Source organism: Aphanizomenon sp. CS-733/32, from assembly GCF_028330045.1.
GTDB classification, from domain to species: Bacteria; Cyanobacteriota; Cyanobacteriia; order Cyanobacteriales; family Nostocaceae; genus Dolichospermum; species Dolichospermum gracile.
The window spans coordinates 1-18,624 of the sequence record NZ_JAQMSE010000217.1; the positions used below are offsets into that span (position 1 = coordinate 1).

An 18,624-nucleotide genomic window follows, 5' to 3' on the forward strand; every position below is an offset into this window, starting at 1 on the left:
ATTAGTCTAAATTATAATTGTTTCTTGAATATCTTCTTTCGCTTATCTATTGACCTCTCCAGGTGGTGTGCATTCTTATTGCTTCTTATTGAGAATAGATTTTGATGACATTTTTGGTGATTTACTGTTTCTCAAATGCCCTTTTTCACTTTGTCTGTTTGTTTTGATGCTCCCTTCGATTTTCATCTCCGTAATTTCCCCCTGTAATATTTTGGGGTGCGGAATGTGGGATAGAATACTCATCATTAGAAGGAATAGTGAGACGATTTTGAGCATAAACCATAAATTGGTGTCTTGTACCAGAAAAAGCACCCTCAAAACCTAACCTTCTTAACTTGCTAATAAAGTCTCGACGTTTACACGGTATCCAACGGCTCAAGAATCGGCTCCTGATTAAGATTAATATTATCAATTACTGGTAAGCTATGTCCAAGTTTTAAACCTAGTAAAATCCAATCTTCTAAAGTCGAGCGTAATTCATTTTGGCACTCACGTAAACTAGCACCAAAAGCAACAACACCTTGACAAACAGGAATTTTACCGAAAAATGTACCATCTTCCAACTTGTCATATATGGCTTGAGAAACTGCTCCCTCAACATAATCACTAAGAATAAATGCTGTAGTCATAAAGATAACTCAATTAACTGTTTTTGTGGTTCAACTTCTTCTTGCTGACTAGCAACTTCTAACCAACCTTGAACAGCATCTTTCAACATTTCTAATAAATGTTCGTAACTTTCACCCCAGGTATGACATCCTGGTAAAGCTGGTACAGAACCACACCATACACCGTCTTCTTCCCAAATAATTGCTTTTATTTTCATAGCCAGTTCCTTGAACTAAGGACATTTTACCGCAGGGGGAGTCAGACGTACCAGTTTAATAAAGATGAATAATCGCTTTTGGGGAGTTGAAGGGATGCGATAGCGAAGCTGACCGAAGGTATCGCTCTTTCTCTGTGTTCTCTGTGTCTGGAGTGGTTCGTTAAAAAAGGATGTTGGGAAGTTGAAGGGGTGCGATAGCGAAGCGCGACTTAGTAAGCGGTATTTACTAAATTTCCCAATCTTCTAACTTTAAATTATCAATTCTACTAAATTCTCTAGTATTGTGAGTAATTAAAGTTAAATTATTAGCCATTGTAATAGCAGCAATATGTGAATCATTATTACCGATAGGAGTACCTTTAGCAGCCAATTTACTACGAATTTCGGCATAAACTAAAGCACATTGACCATCAAAATACAAAGAAACAAACCTCCCCAAAAATTCCTGCTGCTTTTGCAGAGTTTTTGCAGGATTATGAGTTCTCATTGCACCATAAAATAACTCAGCTTTGACAATAGAACAAACGACTATATCTATATCGGATAAATCTTGAAGACGCTGAATAATCTTTTCTGATCTTTGATTAAGATATTGAATACAAACATTGGTATCTAATAAATATTTCATCAGTTTGTATTCTTAACTATTAATCATTTCTTGTAATCTATCATCTAAGCTATCATCAATTCCTAAATCATCCAGAATAATTGGATCATCAGCACAACTTCCTGCGGTTTTATTAATAAATTCTTGCCAGGATAATTGATGATTTTTTGCTATTTCAATATTTTTATCATCTATGGATGTTGGTTTCTTTATAACATTCTCACGAAATAACCGAACTATTTGCAGAAATTCCGGTATATATTCTTCTGGAATTTGGGCGATTTCTAATAATAGATTATAACTAGGAGTAGTTGGGGATATTTCTGTAATGGATTGTTGATTATTCATAAGTATATTGTCATTAGATATTGAAAATTTACTCATATTCTATAATATCATATACTCAGGCGTTAGCGTAGCTCACTAAAGGAATCGCTATTTGGGAAGTTGGAGGGGGTACGATAGCGAAGCGCTGCTGCAAGCAGTTCGCTGTTTAGGGAAATTGAGGGGGTGCGATCGCTTTTTGGGAAGTTGAGGAGTGCGATAGCGTAAGCGCGACCTAGGAATCGCTTTTTGGGAAGTAGAGGGGGTGCGATAGCGAAGCGCGACCTAGGAATCGCATAGCTGATGACTATAGCTATTCTTCTTCTGCTAAAATCTGTGAAATATCCCGTGCAGAATGAATTAACCGAACAATTTCAATATACTCATCCCCTTCTAAATAAAAAATTAGATGCTTTTCAAATCCTCTAACTCCCCACTTCCGCAAACCAACTAAACGCGGATTTTTAACATTATAAACACTACCAATACCAGGTAGTCGTGCTAATTGTGAAAAAGTCTGCCTCATAGCATCAAAAAAACTCAATGCTGCATCAAAATTACTGTCAGCAATATAAGCAAACTGTTCATCAAGGTCAACACTAGCCTTTGGTCTAATTACAATTCGTCTAGTCATTGCTATTACTTGCGGAGTCTCTCTAGAAGCTGAGTGCGTTTTTGTTGCCACCACTCATCCGTAATTTCAATCGCTTCACCACTATCTAAGCCTTCTAATAGCAATGTTTCTAGTCGTGCTTGTGCCACTTTTTCTAAATCTTGACGAATCAAATGTCGAATATATTCGCTTGTGGTACTGTAGCCACACTTTGCAACCTGTTCATTGATAAAGTCCCGCATGGAATCGGGAAGAGAAATATTTACTGTAGTCATAGCTAATAAGTCTTTATATTTCTGATTCTTTAATTATGGCAAATATTGTCAATTTTTGTCAAATGTTTTGTAGGGATGTGGGTGCGATAGCGAAGCGCGATCTAGGAATCGCTATAATATTTAAGCAGTAGCAAATGCAGTATATTTCCTTTCTTCAGGAGGATAAAATGCTAAAACAATATCAAAATTAGAAATACCTAACTTCATTAACTCATTAGCTATTCCTTCTTCTGTCCAATCTTCTTCTATCCAAATTTTATCATTTTTAATTCTGATATTAACTTGGATATTATTTGTTCTTTTTTTGCCGTCCCAACCCAAAAAACACCAAATATAGTGATGATGATTATCATCAAAAATCAAACAACTTTCATCAGTTAAATTTGCTGCACCAGAAACCCAATTATGATATTCCGTAAGAACTTGTTTAATTGCTATTTGATATTGTTCTAGTTTATCCATTGTAATATCTCCTCTTTTTCAACATTAACCACAATTATCAAAATTTGATTTAATTGGACAATTTCTTTAATTGAATCCCTAGTGAAAAAGTTTTCGTATGTACTTTCTTTAATAGCCAAATAAATCGTATAGTTTGGTTCTGTGAGATTAATTAAATTACGATATAAAATATATTGCCGCTTTTGGGGAGTTGAGGGAGTGCGATCGCACACAATAACAAATATAATTAAACAATAACAAATATAATTAAACAGGGAAGAAATCAGCATCTAATATTTCATCAACAGAAAAAGGACACTCTTGAGGAAAAATAGACAGAGGAAGTCCAGTTTCAATCGCTGCTTCTTTGCGAGCGTGTTGGTAACAATTATCAAAGACTTCGATATAATAGCTTTTTAAACTAGGACTATCTAAAAATGCTTCTTGCAATCTTTGACGATGTTCATAGATTGTATATAGCCAGCTATTAGAGCGGTTTTGGGGTTGGAATTTGTATTTAAGAAGGTGCATAATTAGCACTCTAAGATTACTTCTTAAAGAATTTTTCTCACTTCTTCCCATACTTTCAATTTCTTCAATTAAATTTTCTAATTCTAATTCTGAAAAACTTTTACTTTTTAATAAATAAGCAGTTTTTTCTAACCACAAGTTATGATCTTGTGCATAAAGATTACTACCTTTAGTAACAGATTGATGGATCATAATCTTCTCCTGATTTGATTGATTTTTACAGGTAAGGTTTTCCATTAACTACCAAATTAACCGCAAAACCATTATCAATATTTTATTATATTGATTTAACTTTGTTGATTCTATATTCTAGAATATCACAAATTCATATAATTATATCTGTTTGGGAGTTGAGGGGATGCGATCTCAAGTTGACAGAGAAAGACTTAACACTACAGCTAATGCTTGAGAAATAAGCTGCATTTGTGATTCAGAAAGTTGACCTAATTTTCTAATTAATCGTATTTCTGAAACAGAACGGATTTGAAAAGTATCAACACTAGAAACTTTTGCCAAACTATTCTCTGTACTTGGTTCTAATTTTACCATCCAAGGTCTAAGAGAATAACGTTCTTTCCAATCTGTCACTGGAACAATTATCTTCAAAGGTAAAATGCCAATGGCATTATCATTAACTATAATACAAGGACGTTTTTTACTAATCTCCGTACCTATAGTTGGATCTAAATTAACTAACCAGACTTCACCTCTATACATAAGTTTCACAAATTCTTTTAATCTTCATCTGGATAGTCATAAAAATCTTCTCCATCTAAATCGGAGAAAACATTTAATTCACCATCATTTGCATAATCTTCAATAGCTGTAATAGCTGCTAATGCTAATTGATGTTTTTGCTGTTCTTTTGTTAAAAACTTTTGTTGTTCATTAACTAATTGTAAAGCAAATTCAGCTATTTTCAAGCGTTCATTGATACTGAGTTTTGGCAAAGATTTAAGAATTGCTTGCGTTTCCATACTAACTCAACCTCTCAATTTATTCAGTATATCACAATTTAAAGAAGATATGTTTTAGTGTAACTCACCTGTCACTCTCCTATGTAAGTTAGAATTGACATCTGAGGAGTGCAATAGCGTAATTGCTGACTTGTCAGTTCGCTGTTTGGGAGTTGAAGGGGTGCGATCGCTTGTAATTAAACAACACTACGTGGATCAACAACTACAATATCCGAAACCCGTTTAAAATCATCAACATTAAATGTCAATAAATGTGTGATATTATGAGCTAACATGGCCGCAGCTAAACGTGCATCATGCACCTGTTTTCCCATCACTTGATATTTAATAACCAGAGATAGAGATTCCCACTCAGTAAAAATTTGTGGTGTATCCAATTCCAATATAAATATCTTTTTAAGTTTTTCGCTTTCTTCTTCAGCTTGATTGATAGATAAACCTAAGCCATTTTTATCAAGAGTAAAGCAAAGATTGACGAATATCATCAGCTTCTAAATCAGGATATTCTTCTAAAATCTCCTCTAGTGGTTTTCCATTAGCTACTAAATTTACCACTAAAGAAACAGGTATTCGCATCCCCCGAATACAAGCTTGTCCTGCCATGATTTGCGGATCAAATGTAATTCTTTCTAAATTTAACATAAAAAATATTTGTTCTTCACTATGTTTGATTCTATCATAAACTTATTCATAATATCACATTGCGATCGCTATTGGAGAAGTTGAAGGGTGCGATCGCGCAAGTGCTGACTTGTCAGTTCGCTCAACTTAAACCCCAAATCCCAAAACCACATCCAAAGCAGTACGAATTTCTTCCCAATATTCAACTTCTAAAATCCCCACCAACCCTAAAACCCGACGATAATCAACAGCACGAATTTGAGCAATATCAATAAAACGATCTTTATCTAATCCATTAATTGCTGTTGCTTTGACATTGACAATATAGGGAGCTTGCTTACTTCCTGGTCGAAATGGCATCACAATTGTTAATAATCCATATTGATTCATAATATCATTTTGAACTATCAAACAAGCACGAATTTTTTGTACTTCTGCTCCCACCGTTGGATCAAGATTTACCCAGCAAATTTCACCCCGTTTATAAGTTAAATTACCCTCTGGCATTAATACCATCTCCAGCTACATTATCCCAAGCAGAAATCTCATTTTGATATTCTAAATCTTTCGCATCTTCTTGGAGTGCAGCAATTATTGCTGCTTCTAAAATCTTGCGTCTTTGTTCTGCTAATAGTGCATTAATATAGGCACTACGATTACCTTTTGCTTGTTGATCAATAAATCTGAGAATGTCTTCTTCTAAAGTAATTGTGACTTTCATCATTATGTATGACTTATTTATCTTACCAATTAATCATACCACTTTTTTAACAATTTGCAAATACTCTGTATTCTCTGTGTCTGGAGTGGTTCGTAAAAAAAGGATTCTGGTAAGTTGAAGGGATGCGATCGCGCAGGTGCCGACTTGTCAGTTCGCTGTTTGGGGATTGAGAGAGTGCGTTAGCGAAGCGCTCCGCAGGAATCACGTAGGTTGTTGTAGGCGATCGCATACAACAACAAATATAATTAAACTGAAAAAAAATCAGCCCAAGCCGATTGGTGACTTGGGTAAATTGCCTAGATAAATTTGTGAATTTAGTTTAGGAGTAGATAATCTAAACAGCCCCACTGTTTTTATTAAACAAAATGGTGATTGTTTTGAAAATTAACTTTAAATCGTAAACTAAAGTCCAATTTTGCTGATACTGTAAATCTAACCGAATCACATCTTCAAAACTCCGAACTTTAGAGCGACCGTTAACTTGCCATTCACCAGTCATGCCAGGTTTCACGTCAAAACGTTGCCATTCTGGGACTTCATAGCGTTCTACTTCATCGGGTGTCGGTGGTCGAGTCCCGACTAAACTCATTTCTCCTTTGAGAACATTCCAAAATTGAGGTAGTTCATCGAGACTGGTACGGCGTAAAAATTTACCTACTTTAGTAATTCGGGGATCATTGTCGTTTTTAAAGAAAGCACCTTCGGCTTGGTTTTTAATTTGGGATTTTCTGGCTTCGGCATCTACACACATAGAGCGAAATTTCCAAATTGCAAACCGCTTACCCATCCAGCCGCAACGGGTTTGCCGAAATAAAATCGGACCGGGATCATCAATTTGAATGGCGATCGCTATGGGAATAAATAAAACAGATGTAATTACTAATCCCACTAATGATCCGACAATATCAATGGCCCGTTTCATCCAAGATGATACGGAGTTATGAGTTTGGGGAAGTGGATCTACTTTGCGAGAATTATTTTTTCCGGCATCTGTTAAATTATCTGTTGCGATTAATCTGAGGTTGTGAAGAGACTCAATGGGAAACACCTGATCTAGTCCCGTCAGATTTAAAACGGCCATAACTTGGGGTGTCACATGACGCAATGTGACTTTAATTCCCTTTTCTTGAGAATTTTTAAAGTTACTAACCAAAGAACCTAAACCACTACTGTCCATAAAAGTAGTATTTTGAAAATCAATGAAAATTTGCCCAGGTGGTACATCCGCTTGAATTAGGTTTTGGCAAGTTTGTTTAAAATTGACAGCTTCAAGCACAGTTAATCTCACTGGAACTTGCAAGATTGCTGCGTCTTCTAAATAAGTCACTGAAAAATCTACTGATATAGGTTGGCTACTCATAAAACTCTGGACTTTAGTTGCCATATATAATCTAATTTGCTCAACGTTATTTTGCTTTAGAAAAACAATTAACCTTACCTTTAATCTGTCTGATGAAGCACAAGTTTGTAGATCTTTAAAGATTAGAGAAAATATCACCAATAAAGCTTCACAATCACAGCGATTTATAAAGTTTTTGCTGTTGTGAATATGTCGGACCTATTTAGAATCCGTAGGTATGGATTTAAAATTTCCCCCCAGGAAAAAAATCGGATGTGATACAATCAAGAGCGAGAAAACCCTGCCCCTAGAGATTTTTGATTTCCTCAATGTATTTTACAAAAAGTCCATATCGCTATATAGCCATTCCCATACTAGCGAGGTACAAGGTTTTTTTGTCTTAAGGAACAGGGAACAGGGAAAAGTGAATAAGTTGGTGTGTACTTCATTAGACTGGGAAAAGCTATATAACTTGTCTCTAACACTAAATTAGAGGTATTTGTAAAAATAATTGTCTTCCAAAGTACAGTTGTTAAGAAGTTAGAATGGGCAGTTTTAATTAGTTGCGAAGGTGAATGATGGGATTCTGGTATTTTTGTAATGTGTGACTTTCTAAATTATAAAATATTGCAGCGATTGGGTTATTTAAAAATTTTTGATGAGCGAAATAATAAAGTTTGATAAAGTTTTAATATGGCGTGCAGGAGTCAGGAGCAAGAAAGAGGAAAATAAAAGATAGAGGATGAATCTATGTCCTTGTGGGGTGGGCAACACCCAACCCACTAGCTGTGAAGATTTTACCAGAGCATCCGGTAAGCGTAAAGCGAGTGTGTCTTTAGACCTGAGATAAGTAATTAGGAAAAATAAATTACACATATTTTTTTCCTGTTCCCTGTTCCCTGTTCCCTCTCTCCACCTAGGAAATTAATTTTTCACCATAGCTTATAAGCGACTCGTTGAACCAAGAATCTCAGTGGCTTTAGCCCTGAGAGTGTCAAAGACCTGAATCCTCATTCCTCGATTTAGTTTTAGCCTTGTTGGCACTTCGTTTGAGAGCCGAAAGTCTGGCTTCATATCGAGAACGCTGACCTTTGCTAGGAGTGTTTTCCACCAAAGTTTTTAAGGCACTACCAAGACTTTTATAGGCGTTAGGTAAACTATAGCCAAAGCGGGTTGCTAGAGCGATCGCTTTTTCGTCCGCATCCAGCAATTCTTGAATTTGTTTACCACCATTATTTTTTTGATATAATCGCCAACCGGACACACCACAAAGTGCTAAAGCCAATACTAGCAATAATCCATCTTGTACCCACAACTCACCTACAGCACCACCCAAACCAATAGCTAGTGCTGCCATTTCCCAACCATCTTTGGGAATTGTGTCATTTTGAATGCGAGCAACTTCGTGCCAAAACAGCAAATTACGCTGATCCATTGCGAGAGCATCCCACTTCACCAAGTCAATTTGAATTTCTACTTGGTCTTTGCCAATCTCTTCGCAACGAATCAGGGATGGATTAACCTCTATCGTGCCTTCAACCGTTACCCAACTTTGCAATTCTGGGGGTAACAAGCTTTTTAACCGCCGGAGTTCACTCATTTCTGCTTTAGCAGAGGAGGTTGCATAGGATGTCATAAAAATCCAGCCTTACAAAATTTCAGTATATGATCAGGTTATCAGTTTGCAGTCTAGGGATTTCAGTAGTTATCCGCCTTAATCATCGGCAAAACTACCGCGCTTTTTCCGGGCTTCCATAGCTTTTTCTAGGAGTTCTAATAATCCAGGAGCTTGTTCTTGAATACTCAACAATAATCTTTCTCCTAAGTCTAGATTGCCCGGATCTTCTCCTGTTTCCATTACCTCTTGCAACCGCGGGAGGGCAATGGTATCCACAATTTGAATTAATCCGCTCAGACAACGGTTAAATTGTCTCTCGGTGAGCATGGAGTCTTCCAGGGGAAATTCGATGATAGCGCGGATTTCACCATCGGATGGATCATATTCCCATTGCAGCATTTTGGTTTCCCAGGAAATAGCCAGCATCGTCTGGAGGATAGCATCTTTGTGGGGATGATCTTTTACTTCCGCCAGAACCTGGGGTGCAAACAGCCGAAAAAACTTTCCTTCCTCATCCAGTTGGACAACTATTAGAAAATCTTCGATATTTTCAGCTTCAACACCAGTAATAATCCGGTCTTCTTTTTCATCAAAACGGTAGTCCCAACCAAGATTATCTAAGTACTTGGCTATTTGTCTAATATTTGCTGCCATAAAAGCCTCCTAAGGAACAGTACAAGAGGCTGTCACCAAAACTATTTTAACCCGCTAGGCGCATTTACTCAATTGCAACAGTAATTTTCGCCGAGGTTAATTTATGTTAATCTAGCAGATCGTCATCCAAAATTGGGATAACAAAGATCCCTGACTTGTGAAGGAGCAGTCAGGGATCTGAGATTCATAACTTACTTAGCGCAAATTACTTAAATATTCTGGAGACTAAAGACGTTACGGATTTCATCTAGTCCCCCTAGCGATCGCTTTTCTAGACGCTCACCCCTTGTTGTTGACCTTGCCATCAGTTGCAAAACTTAACATAGTTGGTATTCCAGACTTTTTTCTAATATGTATCCGCACTTTGGTAAACTTAAAAACTGAAATAGCTAAGAAAACGACGCTAAGACAAGTAATTTAAAGGGGATACTCGTGGAAAATACACTTGGGTTAGAGATTATAGAAGTAGTTGAGCAAGCGGCGATCGCTTCTTCTAAGTGGATGGGTAAGGGCGAAAAGAACATTGCTGACCAAGTAGCAGTGGAAGCGATGCGCGAACGGATGAACAAAATCCATATGCGTGGTCGCATCGTCATCGGTGAAGGCGAACGGGACGAAGCTCCCATGCTGTACATTGGCGAAGAAGTTGGTATTTGCACCAGACCTGATGCGGCAAATTTCTGTAATGTTAATGAGCTTGTAGAAATTGATATTGCTGTTGACCCTTGTGAAGGTACTAACCTAGTTGCTTATGGTCAAAATGGCTCAATGGCAGTTTTGGCAATTTCTGAAAAGGGCGGTTTATTTGCTGCTCCTGACTTCTACATGAAGAAACTCGCAGCCCCAGCAGCCGCTAGAGGTCATGTTGATATCAATAAGTCTGCTACAGAAAACCTGAAAATCCTTTCTGAGTGCTTAAACCGGGCTGTGGAAGAGTTGGTAGTAGTAGTGATGGATCGTCCCCGTCACAAAGAACTCATTCAAGAAATCCGCACCGCTGGCGCAAGAGTTAGACTAATCAGCGATGGTGACGTTTCTGCTGCTATCTGTTGCGCTTTCTCTGGTACTAATATTCATGCTTTAATGGGTATTGGTGCTGCACCCGAAGGTGTAATTTCTGCTGCGGCTTTACGCTGCTTAGGTGGACACTTCCAAGGACAATTAATCTATGATCCAGAAGTTGTGCAAACTGGCTTGATTGGCGAAAGCAGAGAAGGTAATCTAGCCCGTTTAAATGAAATGGGTATTACTGACGGAGACAAAGTTTATAACGCTAATGAATTGGCTTCCGGTGAAACAGTGCTATTTGCTGGTTGCGGTATTACTCCTGGAACTTTGATGGATGGTGTGCGCTTCTTCCACGGTGGTGCTAGAACCCAAAGCTTGGTTATTTCTAGTCAATCCAAAACCGCTCGGTTTGTAGATACAGTTCACTTATGGGACGAACCCAAGACTATCCAATTGCGTTAACAACTGCTGATTGGTAATTGGTGATTGGTGATTGGTGAAGAAAAAACTATTTACCTATCACCTATTACCCATTACCTATTACCTATTACCTATTACCTATTACCTATTTAAGAAATGAATATTGCAGTGGTGGGGTTAAGCCATAAAACAGCCCCAGTCGAAGTTAGAGAAAAATTAAGTATTCCTGAACCTGAAATCGAAAGTGCGATCGCTCAACTTCTCAGTTATCCTCATGTTGATGAAGTTGCTATTCTCAGCACTTGTAATCGTTTAGAAATTTATATTGTTAGCAGCGAAACTACCCAGGGAATCCACGAGGTAACGCAGTTCCTTTCTGAACATAGCAAACTCCCCATGATGTCTTTGCGACATCATTTGTTTATGTTACTGCATGGTGATGCTGTCACCCATATTTTACGGGTTGCGGCTGGGTTGGATAGTCTAGTTTTAGGTGAAGGTCAAATTCTCGCTCAAGTTAAAAATACCCACAAACTGGGACAACAATTTAATGGCATCAAAACCATTTTAAATCGCTTATTTAAACAAGCTTTAACAGCGGGTAAACGGGTTCGCACCGAAACCAGTATTGGCACTGGTGCGGTTTCTATCAGTTCGGCGGCGGTGGAACTGGCACAGATGAAAGTAGAAAATTTATCTATAAATCGTGTGTCTATCCTTGGCGCTGGGAAAATGTCCCGGTTACTTGTACAACACCTAATTTCTAAAGGTGCAACTCAAATTAGTATTGTTAATCGTTCCCGTAGTAGGGCGGAAGAGTTGGCGAAGTTGTTCCCAGAACAACCTATTCAAATCCATCTGCTGCCAGAAATGATGTCAGTTATTGCCGCTAGTAACATGGTATTTACTAGCACATCTTCAACTGAACCTATTTTAGATCGGGTGAAGTTAGAAACAGTGTTAGAACCCAATCAAAAATTGATGATATTTGATATTTCCGTCCCCCGGAACGTGGATGCAGATGTCAATGATTTGGCGAATGTGAAGGCTTTTAATGTTGATGATTTAAAAGCAGTTGTAGCCCAAAATTATGAAAGCCGCCGCCAAATGGCACAGGAAGCTGAGAAGATTTTAGATGAAGAAGTTGAAGCTTTTGATATTTGGTGGCGAAGTTTAGAAACCGTATCTACTATTAGTTCTTTACGCAATAAAATAGAAACTATCCGCGAACAAGAATTAGAAAAGGCTTTATCTCGTTTGGGTTCAGAATTTGGCGAAAAGCATCAAGAGGTAATTGAGGCTTTAACAAGGGGAATAGTCAATAAGATTTTGCATGATCCGATGGTACAATTACGCGCCCAGCAAGATGTGGAAGCTAGAAGACGATGTATGCAAACTCTGCAAATGTTATTTAATTTGGACGCTGAAGAGCAGTTTAGCTGAAATTATCAAGAAACAGGGAAATATTATGCCATTCCTGAGATTGTTCCCTGTTTTAATGGGTTTTTAATTTGAAGTTGGCTTTATTGGGTAAGCTTTTTGACGATTGAACATGGTTCATTCACTTACGCAGCACAGTAATAGCTACTTATCAACTATATAAAACTTTACAAAAAATTACTCAAATAATGCAGTATTATCCGGTCTTGGTGATATCATCTGTGATGCAATGATCATCAAAGAAAAATGGACGAGAATCAGCGTCGCGCTTATTGGCGTGCTAATACGAACTTAATTAGAAATCTTTTAATTGTTTGGGCTTTAGTCTCCGTGGTTTTTAGTATATTGCTGGTTCAACAGTTAAATGTAATTCGGTTTTTTGGTGTTCCCTTTGGTTTTTGGATGGCACAGCAAGGATCAATTTTGGTTTTTGTGGTATTAATTTTTATTTATGCTTTCCAAATGGATAAATTAGACCAGAAGTACAATAAGAAGTGAGGATAAACAATGTCGGTTGAACTTTGGACAATTATATTAGTTGGCCTCTCTTTTGTACTTTACATTTACATTGGTTGGCAATCACGAGTAGAAAATACTAAAGACTTTTTTATTGCCGGTCAGGGAATACCCGCAATTGCTAATGGTGCTGCTACTGCGGCCGATTGGATGTCTGCGGCTTCCTTTATTTCTATGGCCGGGTTGATTTCATTTTTGGGATATGACGGTTCTATTTATTTGATGGGTTGGACTGGTGGATATGTTTTACTAGCATTATTATTAGCACCATATTTACGGAAATTTGGTAAATATACAGTCCCTGATTTTGTAGGCGATCGCTATTATTCCAATATAGCTCGGTTGGTGGCAGTAGTTGCAGCTATTTTTATTTCTCTCACCTACGTCGCTGGACAAATGCGGGGTGTGGGAATTGTCTTCAGTCGCTTTTTACAAGTAGACGTGAATACTGGTGTCATCATTGGCATGATCATTGTCGGCTTTTTCGCGGTTTTGGGAGGAATGAAAGGCATTACCTGGACACAAGTAGCCCAGTATTGTGTATTGATTTTCGCATATTTAATTCCAGCAATTGCGATCGCCTACCAACTCACAGGTAATCCTATTCCCCAATTAGCCTTTACCACCAGCGATATTGCTGATAAACTCAACCTCATTCAACTTGACTTAGGCTTTAAAGAATATACCCAATCTTTTGCCAACAAATCAATGCTGGATGTTCTTTTCATCACCATTGCCTTGATGGTAGGAACTGCTGGTTTACCCCACATTATCGTCCGGTTTTACACAGTTAAAAGTGTTCGTGCCGCCCGGTTTTCTGCTGGTTGGGCATTATTATTTATCGCCATTCTCTACACCACAGCCCCCGCAATCGGGATGTTTTCTCGTTACAATCTCATTACTTCTTTGCATAATAAAACAATTGTCGAAGTCCAGCAATTAGATTGGGCAAATAAGTGGGAAAAAACCAAACTTCTAGCTTTTGAAGATAAAAATAAAGATGGCCGTTTTCAGTTAACTCCGAACAAAGAAACCAACGAAATCATCATTGATAAAGATATCATTGTTCTCTCTACCCCAGAAGTTGCTAATTTACCTCCTTGGATAATTGCTTTAGTTGCGGCTGGTGGTTTAGCTGCTGCTTTATCCACTGCATCTGGATTATTATTAGTAATTTCCAGTTCTGTCGCTCACGATGTTTATTATCGCATTTTTGATTCCCAAGCTTCAGAAAAAAAACGGGTATTTGTAGGGCGAGTTGTTGTTGGTCTCGCCATTGTTCTCGCTGGATATTTTGGCGTAAATCCACCAGGATTTGTGAGTGAAGTGGTAGCTTTTGCCTTTGGTTTAGCGGCTGCAAGTTTTTTCCCGGTAATATTTCTGGGAATTTTTGATAAACGCACCAATTCTCAAGGTGCAATTGCCGGAATGTTAATAGGTTTGATATTTACAGTTATTTACATTGTCGGCGTAAAATTTGTCGGTATGACACCTTGGTTTTTTGGCGTTTCTGCCGAAGGAATTGGCACTTTAGGGATGATTATTAACTTTATTGTCACCCTTACAGTTTCTCGACTTACACCACCACCACCCCCGGAAATTCAGGCTTTGGTAGAGAATTTACGCACCCCAATTATTGAAGAATAGATGACAAAATTACTTACCCAATTCCTCAATATTCTTCATTGCTTGTTGATATAAGTCCTTATTTCCTTGTTTGTCAAAAATAGCTGCTGCCCGCTGTAGATCTTTTAATGCGCCCCGCTTGTCGCCAATTTCAGCATAGGCGTTACCGCGATTGTTAAAAGCAACGCCAAAATTAGGATTAATGCGAACGGCTTCATTATAATCGGAGATTGCTTTTTGCTGTTCTCCTCTTGCAGCATAAGCATTACCCCGATTATTATAGGCTACAGCATATTCCTGATCAATGCGAATCGCTTGAGTGTAGTCCTCTAACGCCCCATTCTTATCACCTTGGTTAGCACGGGCATTACCTCGATTATTGTAAACCTCAGCAGATTTTGGGGCAATGCTAATTGCCTGATTATAATCCGCGATCGCTCTTCTATAATCTCCGATAGAAGCAAAAGCATTAGCACGGTTATTATATGCTTCCGCATCCTCGGGATTGAGACGTAATGCCTGATTATAATCCGCGATCGCTCCCTCTTTATTACCAGTATCAAAATAAACTAATCCCCGACCTTTAAATGCTGGTGCATATTGAGGATTAAGACTAATTGATTTACTATAGGCAGCAATAGCCGCTTGGGAATTACCTTTCAGATGTTGAGTTTGTCCCTGAACATAAAATTCCCCAGCTTTAGATGTTCTCCCTATCAGTGGATTGGGGGTACTTGCACCCCTTTCTGTCACCAAAACATCTTGATTATTACTGCAAGAAACGCAAATAATACCACTGAAAATTGTAAACATTGCTACAGTGAATGCCCTGTTTACTCCTCGCTGTTTTTGTGTCAATAACTGCCATTTCATAATTTACCAAAAATTGCCATCTTACTGGGAGTAAATCATTCACTAAATTACTTACTTCTGCAATATGTCTGCTTTTTGATTAATATTCAATTCAAATTATAAAATTCCCTGAAGTTATTGAGAATTAATGAATGAGTTGATTCAGCCAATTACCGCATATTAGTAAATATTAAAAATAAAATCCTGGCAATCTACATTTATATTATTACTAGACTTCCGCTGATAATTCTGTTAATTTTGTTAGCACTTCCATGAAAATTTTCATACTAGTATTCGGAAGTAGGATGAAAATTAGTTCAGGGAGTTTTTCAGTATTTGCTCTTAATCTTCCTCATGTTCGTGATTTTTAGGAGTGATTTTCCAATAAGTATTTTTATCAACATTTACAGCCAATTTTTCCAGATTTACCCCCAAATTTTTGCGAATATCTTCAGTTAAAGTCATGGTAAAATCTAAATCAACACCTTGGTTTTCTACTAAATTTACCAATTCCTGAAACTGAGTTTTAAAAGTTTTCCGCTCATAACTTGTTAGTTTACAATGGGATGTTTCCGCAATATTTTGAACTAACATCGCTTTTTTTACCCGTTCTTGTAAATGATCAAATTCTGACTTAAGTATTTTTTGTTGCTGTTCAATTTCTCTATATCTAGCAGTCAATAAATTTAAATCTTCCTTAATTGGATCTACCTGAAAATTAGCCTCTAATTCTAATAATCGTAAATATACTTGAGCCAAATAAATACAATCAAGATAAGCATATTCTAGTTGTGCTTCAGTTAATGGTCTTTTTCCCCAATCACTCCTTTGTTCTTGTTTATCAATATCATGAAAATTACAAAGTTCAGGGTTTAGGCGATTTTACTTTTCTTTACACAGATTTGTTTGATTGTGTTCACCTACTTGGTTATAGTTTTCTAACGTAACATTTTATGACTAATCATCCTGACAAGTGCCACCCCATTATGATAATTATTGCCAAAATACCTCTTTTGATGCCATATTGATCCTGTGGAGAAAATTTACCACAAAAAAAGCCCAGGTATTCAATCCTGAGCTTTTGTTAAACCTAATTATCCTCGAGGTGGACATTCATCCAACTTAAATCTATGGATATTAGTAACGGTTACGGCTTCCACCGCCGAAGTTTCCACCACCCCGATTTCCACCACCAAAAGAACTACGTTCCTCTCTTGGTTTAGCCTTGTTCACTTTTAAATCACGTCCCATCCATTCAGCACCATCAAGGGCTTCAATGGCTTTTGTTTCTTCTGCATCTGATTCCATTTCCACGAAACCGAAACCGCGAACTTTACCAGTTTCTCGGTCAGTAGGTAGCTGAACACGCTTTACGGTGCCATACTCCCTAAAAATTTCGCTCAAGCCGTCTTGGGTAACTTCATAAGAGAGGTTGCCTACATAAATTGACATAGATTTTCTCCAAAATCATAAGAGTGTAGAGATTTAGATTTCGGAGAAAAGTCTGTAAATACCAAAGGGAAAAAGCCTATCAATACTAAAAACAAACGAGGTCCACCGAATTACTTCTCGACTTCCATTATTGCACAATAAATGATATATCAACGGGTAAATTCTAAGAAATTGATAAAATATTTTTTTATACCTCAATTAGCGAACTGCTTGCATCAGTGCTAGTTCCCTCCGGGATGCTCCGCGAAGGCTATCGCCGCATCAGCTTTTTAGTGGATTCTCTCGTTAGACTGAATTTAACTATTTTTAGATATCAACTCTGGTTTTTCCGCCTATTTGCTCATAAAATTGTCAATAATGAATCTAAAGGCTCAATTTTAGGTTTTTTGTTCATGTTGCACTTTAAACATTCCTCAATCATTAACGCACCAGTTGAAGTAGTTTGGCAATTCCACGAAAGACCAGACATACTGCAAATACTCACTCCACCTTGGCAACCTGTACAAATCGTTAGACGAGAAGGAGGACTAGCAGCCGGGGCAATTACAGAATTTCGGCTTTTTCTAGGAATTTTACCTTTAACTTGGTTAGCGCGGCACACAGACTATGAAAAATATCATCTGTTTACCGATGAACAGATATCTGGACTTTTTGAGTCCTGGGTACATCGTCATGAATTTACAGAAGAAAATGGCAAAACTAAATTAACCGATAATATTACTTATGTCATGCCCGGTGGTGATGGCATAGAATTTATGAGTGGTTGGTTAGTACAAGCACAACTAGAAGCAATGTTTCGCTATCGCCATTATGTAACTAAACGCGAATGTGAAAAATGAACACAAAAAAACGCCCCCCATGATTGGAGAGCGTTTTTTATCGAACTAAACTGATTAACCGTTGATAGCAGGAGCGCTTAAAGCGACAGGAGCAACATCAGCAGCAGCCAAGTCTAGAGGGAAGTTGTGAGCGTTACGCTCGTGCATTACTTCCATACCTAAGTTAGCGCGGTTGATTACGTCAGCCCAGGTAGCGATAACGCGACCTTGAGAATCCATGATGGATTGGTTGAAGTTGAACCCGTTCAAGTTGAACGCCATGGTGCTGATACCCAAAGCGGTGAACCAGATACCAATTACAGGCCAGGCAGCGAGTAGGAAGTGTAAAGAACGGCTGTTGTTGAAAGAAGCGTATTGGAAAATCAAGCGGCCGAAGTAACCGTGAGCAGCAACGATGTTGTAGGTTTCTTCTTCTTGACCGAATTTGTAACCGTAGTTTTGTGATTCGTTCTCGGTTGTTTCTTTAACCAAGGAAGAAGTAACGAGTGAACCGTGCATTGCGGAGAACAAAGAACCACCGAAGACACCAGCTACACCTAACATATGGAAGGGGTGCATCAAGATGTTGTGTTCTGCTTGGAACACGATCATGAAGTTGAATGTTCCAGAGATACCCAAAGGCATACCGTCGGAGAATGAACCTTGACCGATGGGGTAGATCAAGAATACTGCGGTTGCTGCTGCTACAGGAGCAGAGAAGGCTAGGCAGATCCAAGGGCGCATACCTAAGCGGTAAGAAAGTTCCCATTCACGACCGAGGTAGCAGAATACGCCGATCAAGAAGTGGAATACTACCAACTGGTAAGGACCACCGTTGTACAACCACTCATCTAAGGAAGCAGCTTCCCAAATGGGGTAGAAGTGTAAACCGATAGCGTTAGAGGAAGGAACTACTGCACCGGAAATGATGTTGTTTCCGTAGAG

26 protein-coding genes and 1 pseudogene are annotated in these 18,624 nt (G+C 38.1%); 5 read left to right on the top strand and 22 right to left on the bottom strand.

Annotated elements, in window-relative coordinates:
* Nucleotides 1-356 precede the first annotated feature (356 nt).
* The 18 genes from PN471_RS18020 to PN471_RS18105 form a co-directional block, all read right to left on the bottom strand.
* Nucleotides 357-629 (bottom strand): type II toxin-antitoxin system HicB family antitoxin, encoded by a 273-nt coding sequence (locus tag PN471_RS18020; protein WP_174782686.1) that lies wholly within the window; start codon nucleotides 627-629, stop codon nucleotides 357-359.
* Nucleotides 626-826 (bottom strand): type II toxin-antitoxin system HicB family antitoxin, encoded by a 201-nt coding sequence (locus tag PN471_RS18025; protein ID WP_006278807.1) that lies wholly within the window; start codon nucleotides 824-826, stop codon nucleotides 626-628. Before PN471_RS18025 ends, PN471_RS18020 begins: the two co-directional genes overlap by 4 nt.
* Before the next feature lie 226 nt (nucleotides 827-1,052).
* A complete protein-coding gene (gene vapC / locus PN471_RS18030) occupies nucleotides 1,053-1,454 on the bottom strand; it encodes a type II toxin-antitoxin system tRNA(fMet)-specific endonuclease VapC (protein WP_271778015.1) in 402 nt (133 codons plus the stop codon).
* Nucleotides 1,455-1,466: 12 nt separating this feature from the next.
* Nucleotides 1,467-1,781 (bottom strand): hypothetical protein, encoded by a 315-nt coding sequence (locus PN471_RS18035; RefSeq protein WP_271778016.1) that lies wholly within the window; start codon nucleotides 1,779-1,781, stop codon nucleotides 1,467-1,469.
* Nucleotides 1,782-2,070: 289 nt separating this feature from the next.
* Nucleotides 2,071-2,391 carry a type II toxin-antitoxin system RelE/ParE family toxin gene (locus PN471_RS18040; RefSeq protein WP_200326397.1) on the bottom strand — a complete coding sequence of 107 codons (321 nt, stop codon included), beginning with the start codon at nucleotides 2,389-2,391 and terminating at the stop codon, nucleotides 2,071-2,073.
* Between the two features lie 5 nt (nucleotides 2,392-2,396).
* Complete coding sequence (locus tag PN471_RS18045; RefSeq protein WP_071188346.1) at nucleotides 2,397-2,645, bottom strand: type II toxin-antitoxin system ParD family antitoxin; 249 nt, start codon at nucleotides 2,643-2,645, stop codon at nucleotides 2,397-2,399.
* Between the two features lie 120 nt (nucleotides 2,646-2,765).
* The gene (locus PN471_RS18050; protein WP_271778017.1) at nucleotides 2,766-3,107 is read right to left on the bottom strand and encodes a XisI protein; all 342 of its coding nucleotides are present in this window, start codon (nucleotides 3,105-3,107) and stop codon (nucleotides 2,766-2,768) included.
* Complete coding sequence (locus PN471_RS18055; RefSeq protein ID WP_271778018.1) at nucleotides 3,095-3,376, bottom strand: element excision factor XisH family protein; 282 nt, start codon at nucleotides 3,374-3,376, stop codon at nucleotides 3,095-3,097. Before PN471_RS18055 ends, PN471_RS18050 begins: the two co-directional genes overlap by 13 nt.
* Nucleotides 3,354-3,809, bottom strand: a complete 456-nt coding sequence (locus tag PN471_RS18060; protein ID WP_193894854.1) for a DUF29 domain-containing protein — start codon at nucleotides 3,807-3,809, stop codon at nucleotides 3,354-3,356. The genes PN471_RS18055 and PN471_RS18060 overlap by 23 nt, the downstream gene beginning before the upstream one ends.
* 174 nt (nucleotides 3,810-3,983) lie before the next feature.
* Nucleotides 3,984-4,334, bottom strand: a complete 351-nt coding sequence (locus PN471_RS18065; protein ID WP_271778019.1) for a type II toxin-antitoxin system PemK/MazF family toxin — start codon at nucleotides 4,332-4,334, stop codon at nucleotides 3,984-3,986.
* 17 nt (nucleotides 4,335-4,351) lie between these two features.
* A complete protein-coding gene (locus tag PN471_RS18070; RefSeq protein ID WP_271778020.1) occupies nucleotides 4,352-4,594 on the bottom strand; it encodes a hypothetical protein in 243 nt (80 codons plus the stop codon).
* Between the two features lie 176 nt (nucleotides 4,595-4,770).
* On the bottom strand, nucleotides 4,771-5,079 hold the full coding sequence (locus PN471_RS18075) for a type II toxin-antitoxin system VapC family toxin (protein ID WP_271778021.1): 309 nt from the start codon (nucleotides 5,077-5,079) through the stop codon (nucleotides 4,771-4,773).
* Nucleotides 5,048-5,236 (bottom strand): DUF433 domain-containing protein, encoded by a 189-nt coding sequence (locus tag PN471_RS18080; RefSeq protein ID WP_271778022.1) that lies wholly within the window; start codon nucleotides 5,234-5,236, stop codon nucleotides 5,048-5,050. The genes PN471_RS18075 and PN471_RS18080 overlap by 32 nt, the downstream gene beginning before the upstream one ends.
* A gap of 126 nt (nucleotides 5,237-5,362) precedes the next feature.
* Nucleotides 5,363-5,722: a type II toxin-antitoxin system PemK/MazF family toxin gene (locus PN471_RS18085; RefSeq protein ID WP_271778023.1), complete on the bottom strand. Its 360-nt coding sequence runs from the start codon at nucleotides 5,720-5,722 to the stop codon at nucleotides 5,363-5,365.
* Nucleotides 5,709-5,939: a type II toxin-antitoxin system MazE family antitoxin gene (gene mazE / locus PN471_RS18090; protein WP_271778024.1), complete on the bottom strand. Its 231-nt coding sequence runs from the start codon at nucleotides 5,937-5,939 to the stop codon at nucleotides 5,709-5,711. Before mazE ends, PN471_RS18085 begins: the two co-directional genes overlap by 14 nt.
* A gap of 331 nt (nucleotides 5,940-6,270) precedes the next feature.
* On the bottom strand, nucleotides 6,271-7,320 hold the full coding sequence (locus tag PN471_RS18095; protein ID WP_271778025.1) for a sugar transferase: 1,050 nt from the start codon (nucleotides 7,318-7,320) through the stop codon (nucleotides 6,271-6,273).
* 949 nt (nucleotides 7,321-8,269) lie between these two features.
* Complete coding sequence (locus PN471_RS18100; RefSeq protein WP_271778026.1) at nucleotides 8,270-8,911, bottom strand: DUF3318 domain-containing protein; 642 nt, start codon at nucleotides 8,909-8,911, stop codon at nucleotides 8,270-8,272.
* 78 nt (nucleotides 8,912-8,989) lie between these two features.
* Nucleotides 8,990-9,547 carry a hypothetical protein gene (locus PN471_RS18105; RefSeq protein WP_271778027.1) on the bottom strand — a complete coding sequence of 186 codons (558 nt, stop codon included), beginning with the start codon at nucleotides 9,545-9,547 and terminating at the stop codon, nucleotides 8,990-8,992.
* A 432-nt stretch (nucleotides 9,548-9,979) separates the two neighbouring features.
* Here PN471_RS18105 and glpX point away from each other — a divergent pair, with 432 nt between their 5' ends.
* From glpX to PN471_RS18125, 4 genes are all read left to right on the top strand, one after another.
* A complete protein-coding gene (gene glpX / locus PN471_RS18110) occupies nucleotides 9,980-11,017 on the top strand; it encodes a class II fructose-bisphosphatase (protein ID WP_271778028.1) in 1,038 nt (345 codons plus the stop codon).
* Between the two features lie 114 nt (nucleotides 11,018-11,131).
* Nucleotides 11,132-12,418, top strand: a complete 1,287-nt coding sequence (locus tag PN471_RS18115) for a glutamyl-tRNA reductase (protein WP_271778029.1) — start codon at nucleotides 11,132-11,134, stop codon at nucleotides 12,416-12,418.
* 243 nt (nucleotides 12,419-12,661) lie between these two features.
* Nucleotides 12,662-12,913: a DUF4212 domain-containing protein gene (locus PN471_RS18120; protein WP_168646340.1), complete on the top strand. Its 252-nt coding sequence runs from the start codon at nucleotides 12,662-12,664 to the stop codon at nucleotides 12,911-12,913.
* 9 nt (nucleotides 12,914-12,922) lie between these two features.
* Nucleotides 12,923-14,578 (top strand): sodium:solute symporter family protein, encoded by a 1,656-nt coding sequence (locus PN471_RS18125; protein ID WP_271778030.1) that lies wholly within the window; start codon nucleotides 12,923-12,925, stop codon nucleotides 14,576-14,578.
* Between the two features lie 9 nt (nucleotides 14,579-14,587).
* On the opposite strand, the gene PN471_RS18130 is transcribed toward PN471_RS18125, so the two are convergent.
* From PN471_RS18130 to PN471_RS18140, 3 genes and pseudogenes are all read right to left on the bottom strand, one after another.
* A complete protein-coding gene (locus PN471_RS18130; RefSeq protein ID WP_271778031.1) occupies nucleotides 14,588-15,430 on the bottom strand; it encodes a tetratricopeptide repeat protein in 843 nt (280 codons plus the stop codon).
* 321 nt (nucleotides 15,431-15,751) lie between these two features.
* A pseudogene (locus tag PN471_RS18135) lies at nucleotides 15,752-16,264 on the bottom strand (ribonuclease D); the annotation flags it as partial.
* Nucleotides 16,265-16,546: 282 nt separating this feature from the next.
* Nucleotides 16,547-16,861 carry an RNA recognition motif domain-containing protein gene (locus PN471_RS18140; protein ID WP_271778032.1) on the bottom strand — a complete coding sequence of 105 codons (315 nt, stop codon included), beginning with the start codon at nucleotides 16,859-16,861 and terminating at the stop codon, nucleotides 16,547-16,549.
* Between the two features lie 392 nt (nucleotides 16,862-17,253).
* On the opposite strand from PN471_RS18140, the gene PN471_RS18145 reads away from it, so the two are divergent.
* A complete protein-coding gene (locus tag PN471_RS18145) occupies nucleotides 17,254-17,700 on the top strand; it encodes an SRPBCC family protein (protein WP_271778034.1) in 447 nt (148 codons plus the stop codon).
* Nucleotides 17,701-17,754: 54 nt separating this feature from the next.
* On the opposite strand, the gene psbA is transcribed toward PN471_RS18145, so the two are convergent.
* On the bottom strand, nucleotides 17,755-18,624 hold an 870-nt coding region (psbA, locus tag PN471_RS18150; protein WP_271778033.1), incomplete at its 5' end, for a photosystem II q(b) protein.

What these genes read in the sequence shown, in the direction of transcription:
- PN471_RS18020 (WP_174782686.1), bottom strand. Translation starts at nt 629, where the DNA reads ATGACTACAGCATTTATTCTTAGTGATTATGTTGAGGGAGCAGTTTCT.
- PN471_RS18025 (WP_006278807.1), bottom strand. Translation starts at nt 826, where the DNA reads ATGAAAATAAAAGCAATTATTTGGGAAGAAGACGGTGTATGGTGTGGT.
- vapC (WP_271778015.1), bottom strand. Translation starts at nt 1,454, where the DNA reads ATGAAATATTTATTAGATACCAATGTTTGTATTCAATATCTTAATCAA.
- PN471_RS18035 (WP_271778016.1), bottom strand. Translation starts at nt 1,781, where the DNA reads ATGAATAATCAACAATCCATTACAGAAATATCCCCAACTACTCCTAGT.
- PN471_RS18040 (WP_200326397.1), bottom strand. Translation starts at nt 2,391, where the DNA reads ATGACTAGACGAATTGTAATTAGACCAAAGGCTAGTGTTGACCTTGAT.
- PN471_RS18045 (WP_071188346.1), bottom strand. Translation starts at nt 2,645, where the DNA reads ATGACTACAGTAAATATTTCTCTTCCCGATTCCATGCGGGACTTTATC.
- PN471_RS18050 (WP_271778017.1), bottom strand. Translation starts at nt 3,107, where the DNA reads ATGGATAAACTAGAACAATATCAAATAGCAATTAAACAAGTTCTTACG.
- PN471_RS18055 (WP_271778018.1), bottom strand. Translation starts at nt 3,376, where the DNA reads ATGCTGATTTCTTCCCTGTTTAATTATATTTGTTATTGTTTAATTATA.
- PN471_RS18060 (WP_193894854.1), bottom strand. Translation starts at nt 3,809, where the DNA reads ATGATCCATCAATCTGTTACTAAAGGTAGTAATCTTTATGCACAAGAT.
- PN471_RS18065 (WP_271778019.1), bottom strand. Translation starts at nt 4,334, where the DNA reads ATGTATAGAGGTGAAGTCTGGTTAGTTAATTTAGATCCAACTATAGGT.
- PN471_RS18070 (WP_271778020.1), bottom strand. Translation starts at nt 4,594, where the DNA reads ATGGAAACGCAAGCAATTCTTAAATCTTTGCCAAAACTCAGTATCAAT.
- PN471_RS18075 (WP_271778021.1), bottom strand. Translation starts at nt 5,079, where the DNA reads ATGATATTCGTCAATCTTTGCTTTACTCTTGATAAAAATGGCTTAGGT.
- PN471_RS18080 (WP_271778022.1), bottom strand. Translation starts at nt 5,236, where the DNA reads ATGTTAAATTTAGAAAGAATTACATTTGATCCGCAAATCATGGCAGGA.
- PN471_RS18085 (WP_271778023.1), bottom strand. Translation starts at nt 5,722, where the DNA reads ATGCCAGAGGGTAATTTAACTTATAAACGGGGTGAAATTTGCTGGGTA.
- mazE (WP_271778024.1), bottom strand. Translation starts at nt 5,939, where the DNA reads ATGATGAAAGTCACAATTACTTTAGAAGAAGACATTCTCAGATTTATT.
- PN471_RS18095 (WP_271778025.1), bottom strand. Translation starts at nt 7,320, where the DNA reads ATGGCAACTAAAGTCCAGAGTTTTATGAGTAGCCAACCTATATCAGTA.
- PN471_RS18100 (WP_271778026.1), bottom strand. Translation starts at nt 8,911, where the DNA reads ATGACATCCTATGCAACCTCCTCTGCTAAAGCAGAAATGAGTGAACTC.
- PN471_RS18105 (WP_271778027.1), bottom strand. Translation starts at nt 9,547, where the DNA reads ATGGCAGCAAATATTAGACAAATAGCCAAGTACTTAGATAATCTTGGT.
- PN471_RS18115 (WP_271778029.1), top strand. Translation starts at nt 11,132, where the DNA reads ATGAATATTGCAGTGGTGGGGTTAAGCCATAAAACAGCCCCAGTCGAA.
- PN471_RS18120 (WP_168646340.1), top strand. Translation starts at nt 12,662, where the DNA reads ATGGACGAGAATCAGCGTCGCGCTTATTGGCGTGCTAATACGAACTTA.
- PN471_RS18125 (WP_271778030.1), top strand. Translation starts at nt 12,923, where the DNA reads ATGTCGGTTGAACTTTGGACAATTATATTAGTTGGCCTCTCTTTTGTA.
- PN471_RS18130 (WP_271778031.1), bottom strand. Translation starts at nt 15,430, where the DNA reads ATGAAATGGCAGTTATTGACACAAAAACAGCGAGGAGTAAACAGGGCA.
- PN471_RS18140 (WP_271778032.1), bottom strand. Translation starts at nt 16,861, where the DNA reads ATGTCAATTTATGTAGGCAACCTCTCTTATGAAGTTACCCAAGACGGC.
- PN471_RS18145 (WP_271778034.1), top strand. Translation starts at nt 17,254, where the DNA reads ATGTTGCACTTTAAACATTCCTCAATCATTAACGCACCAGTTGAAGTA.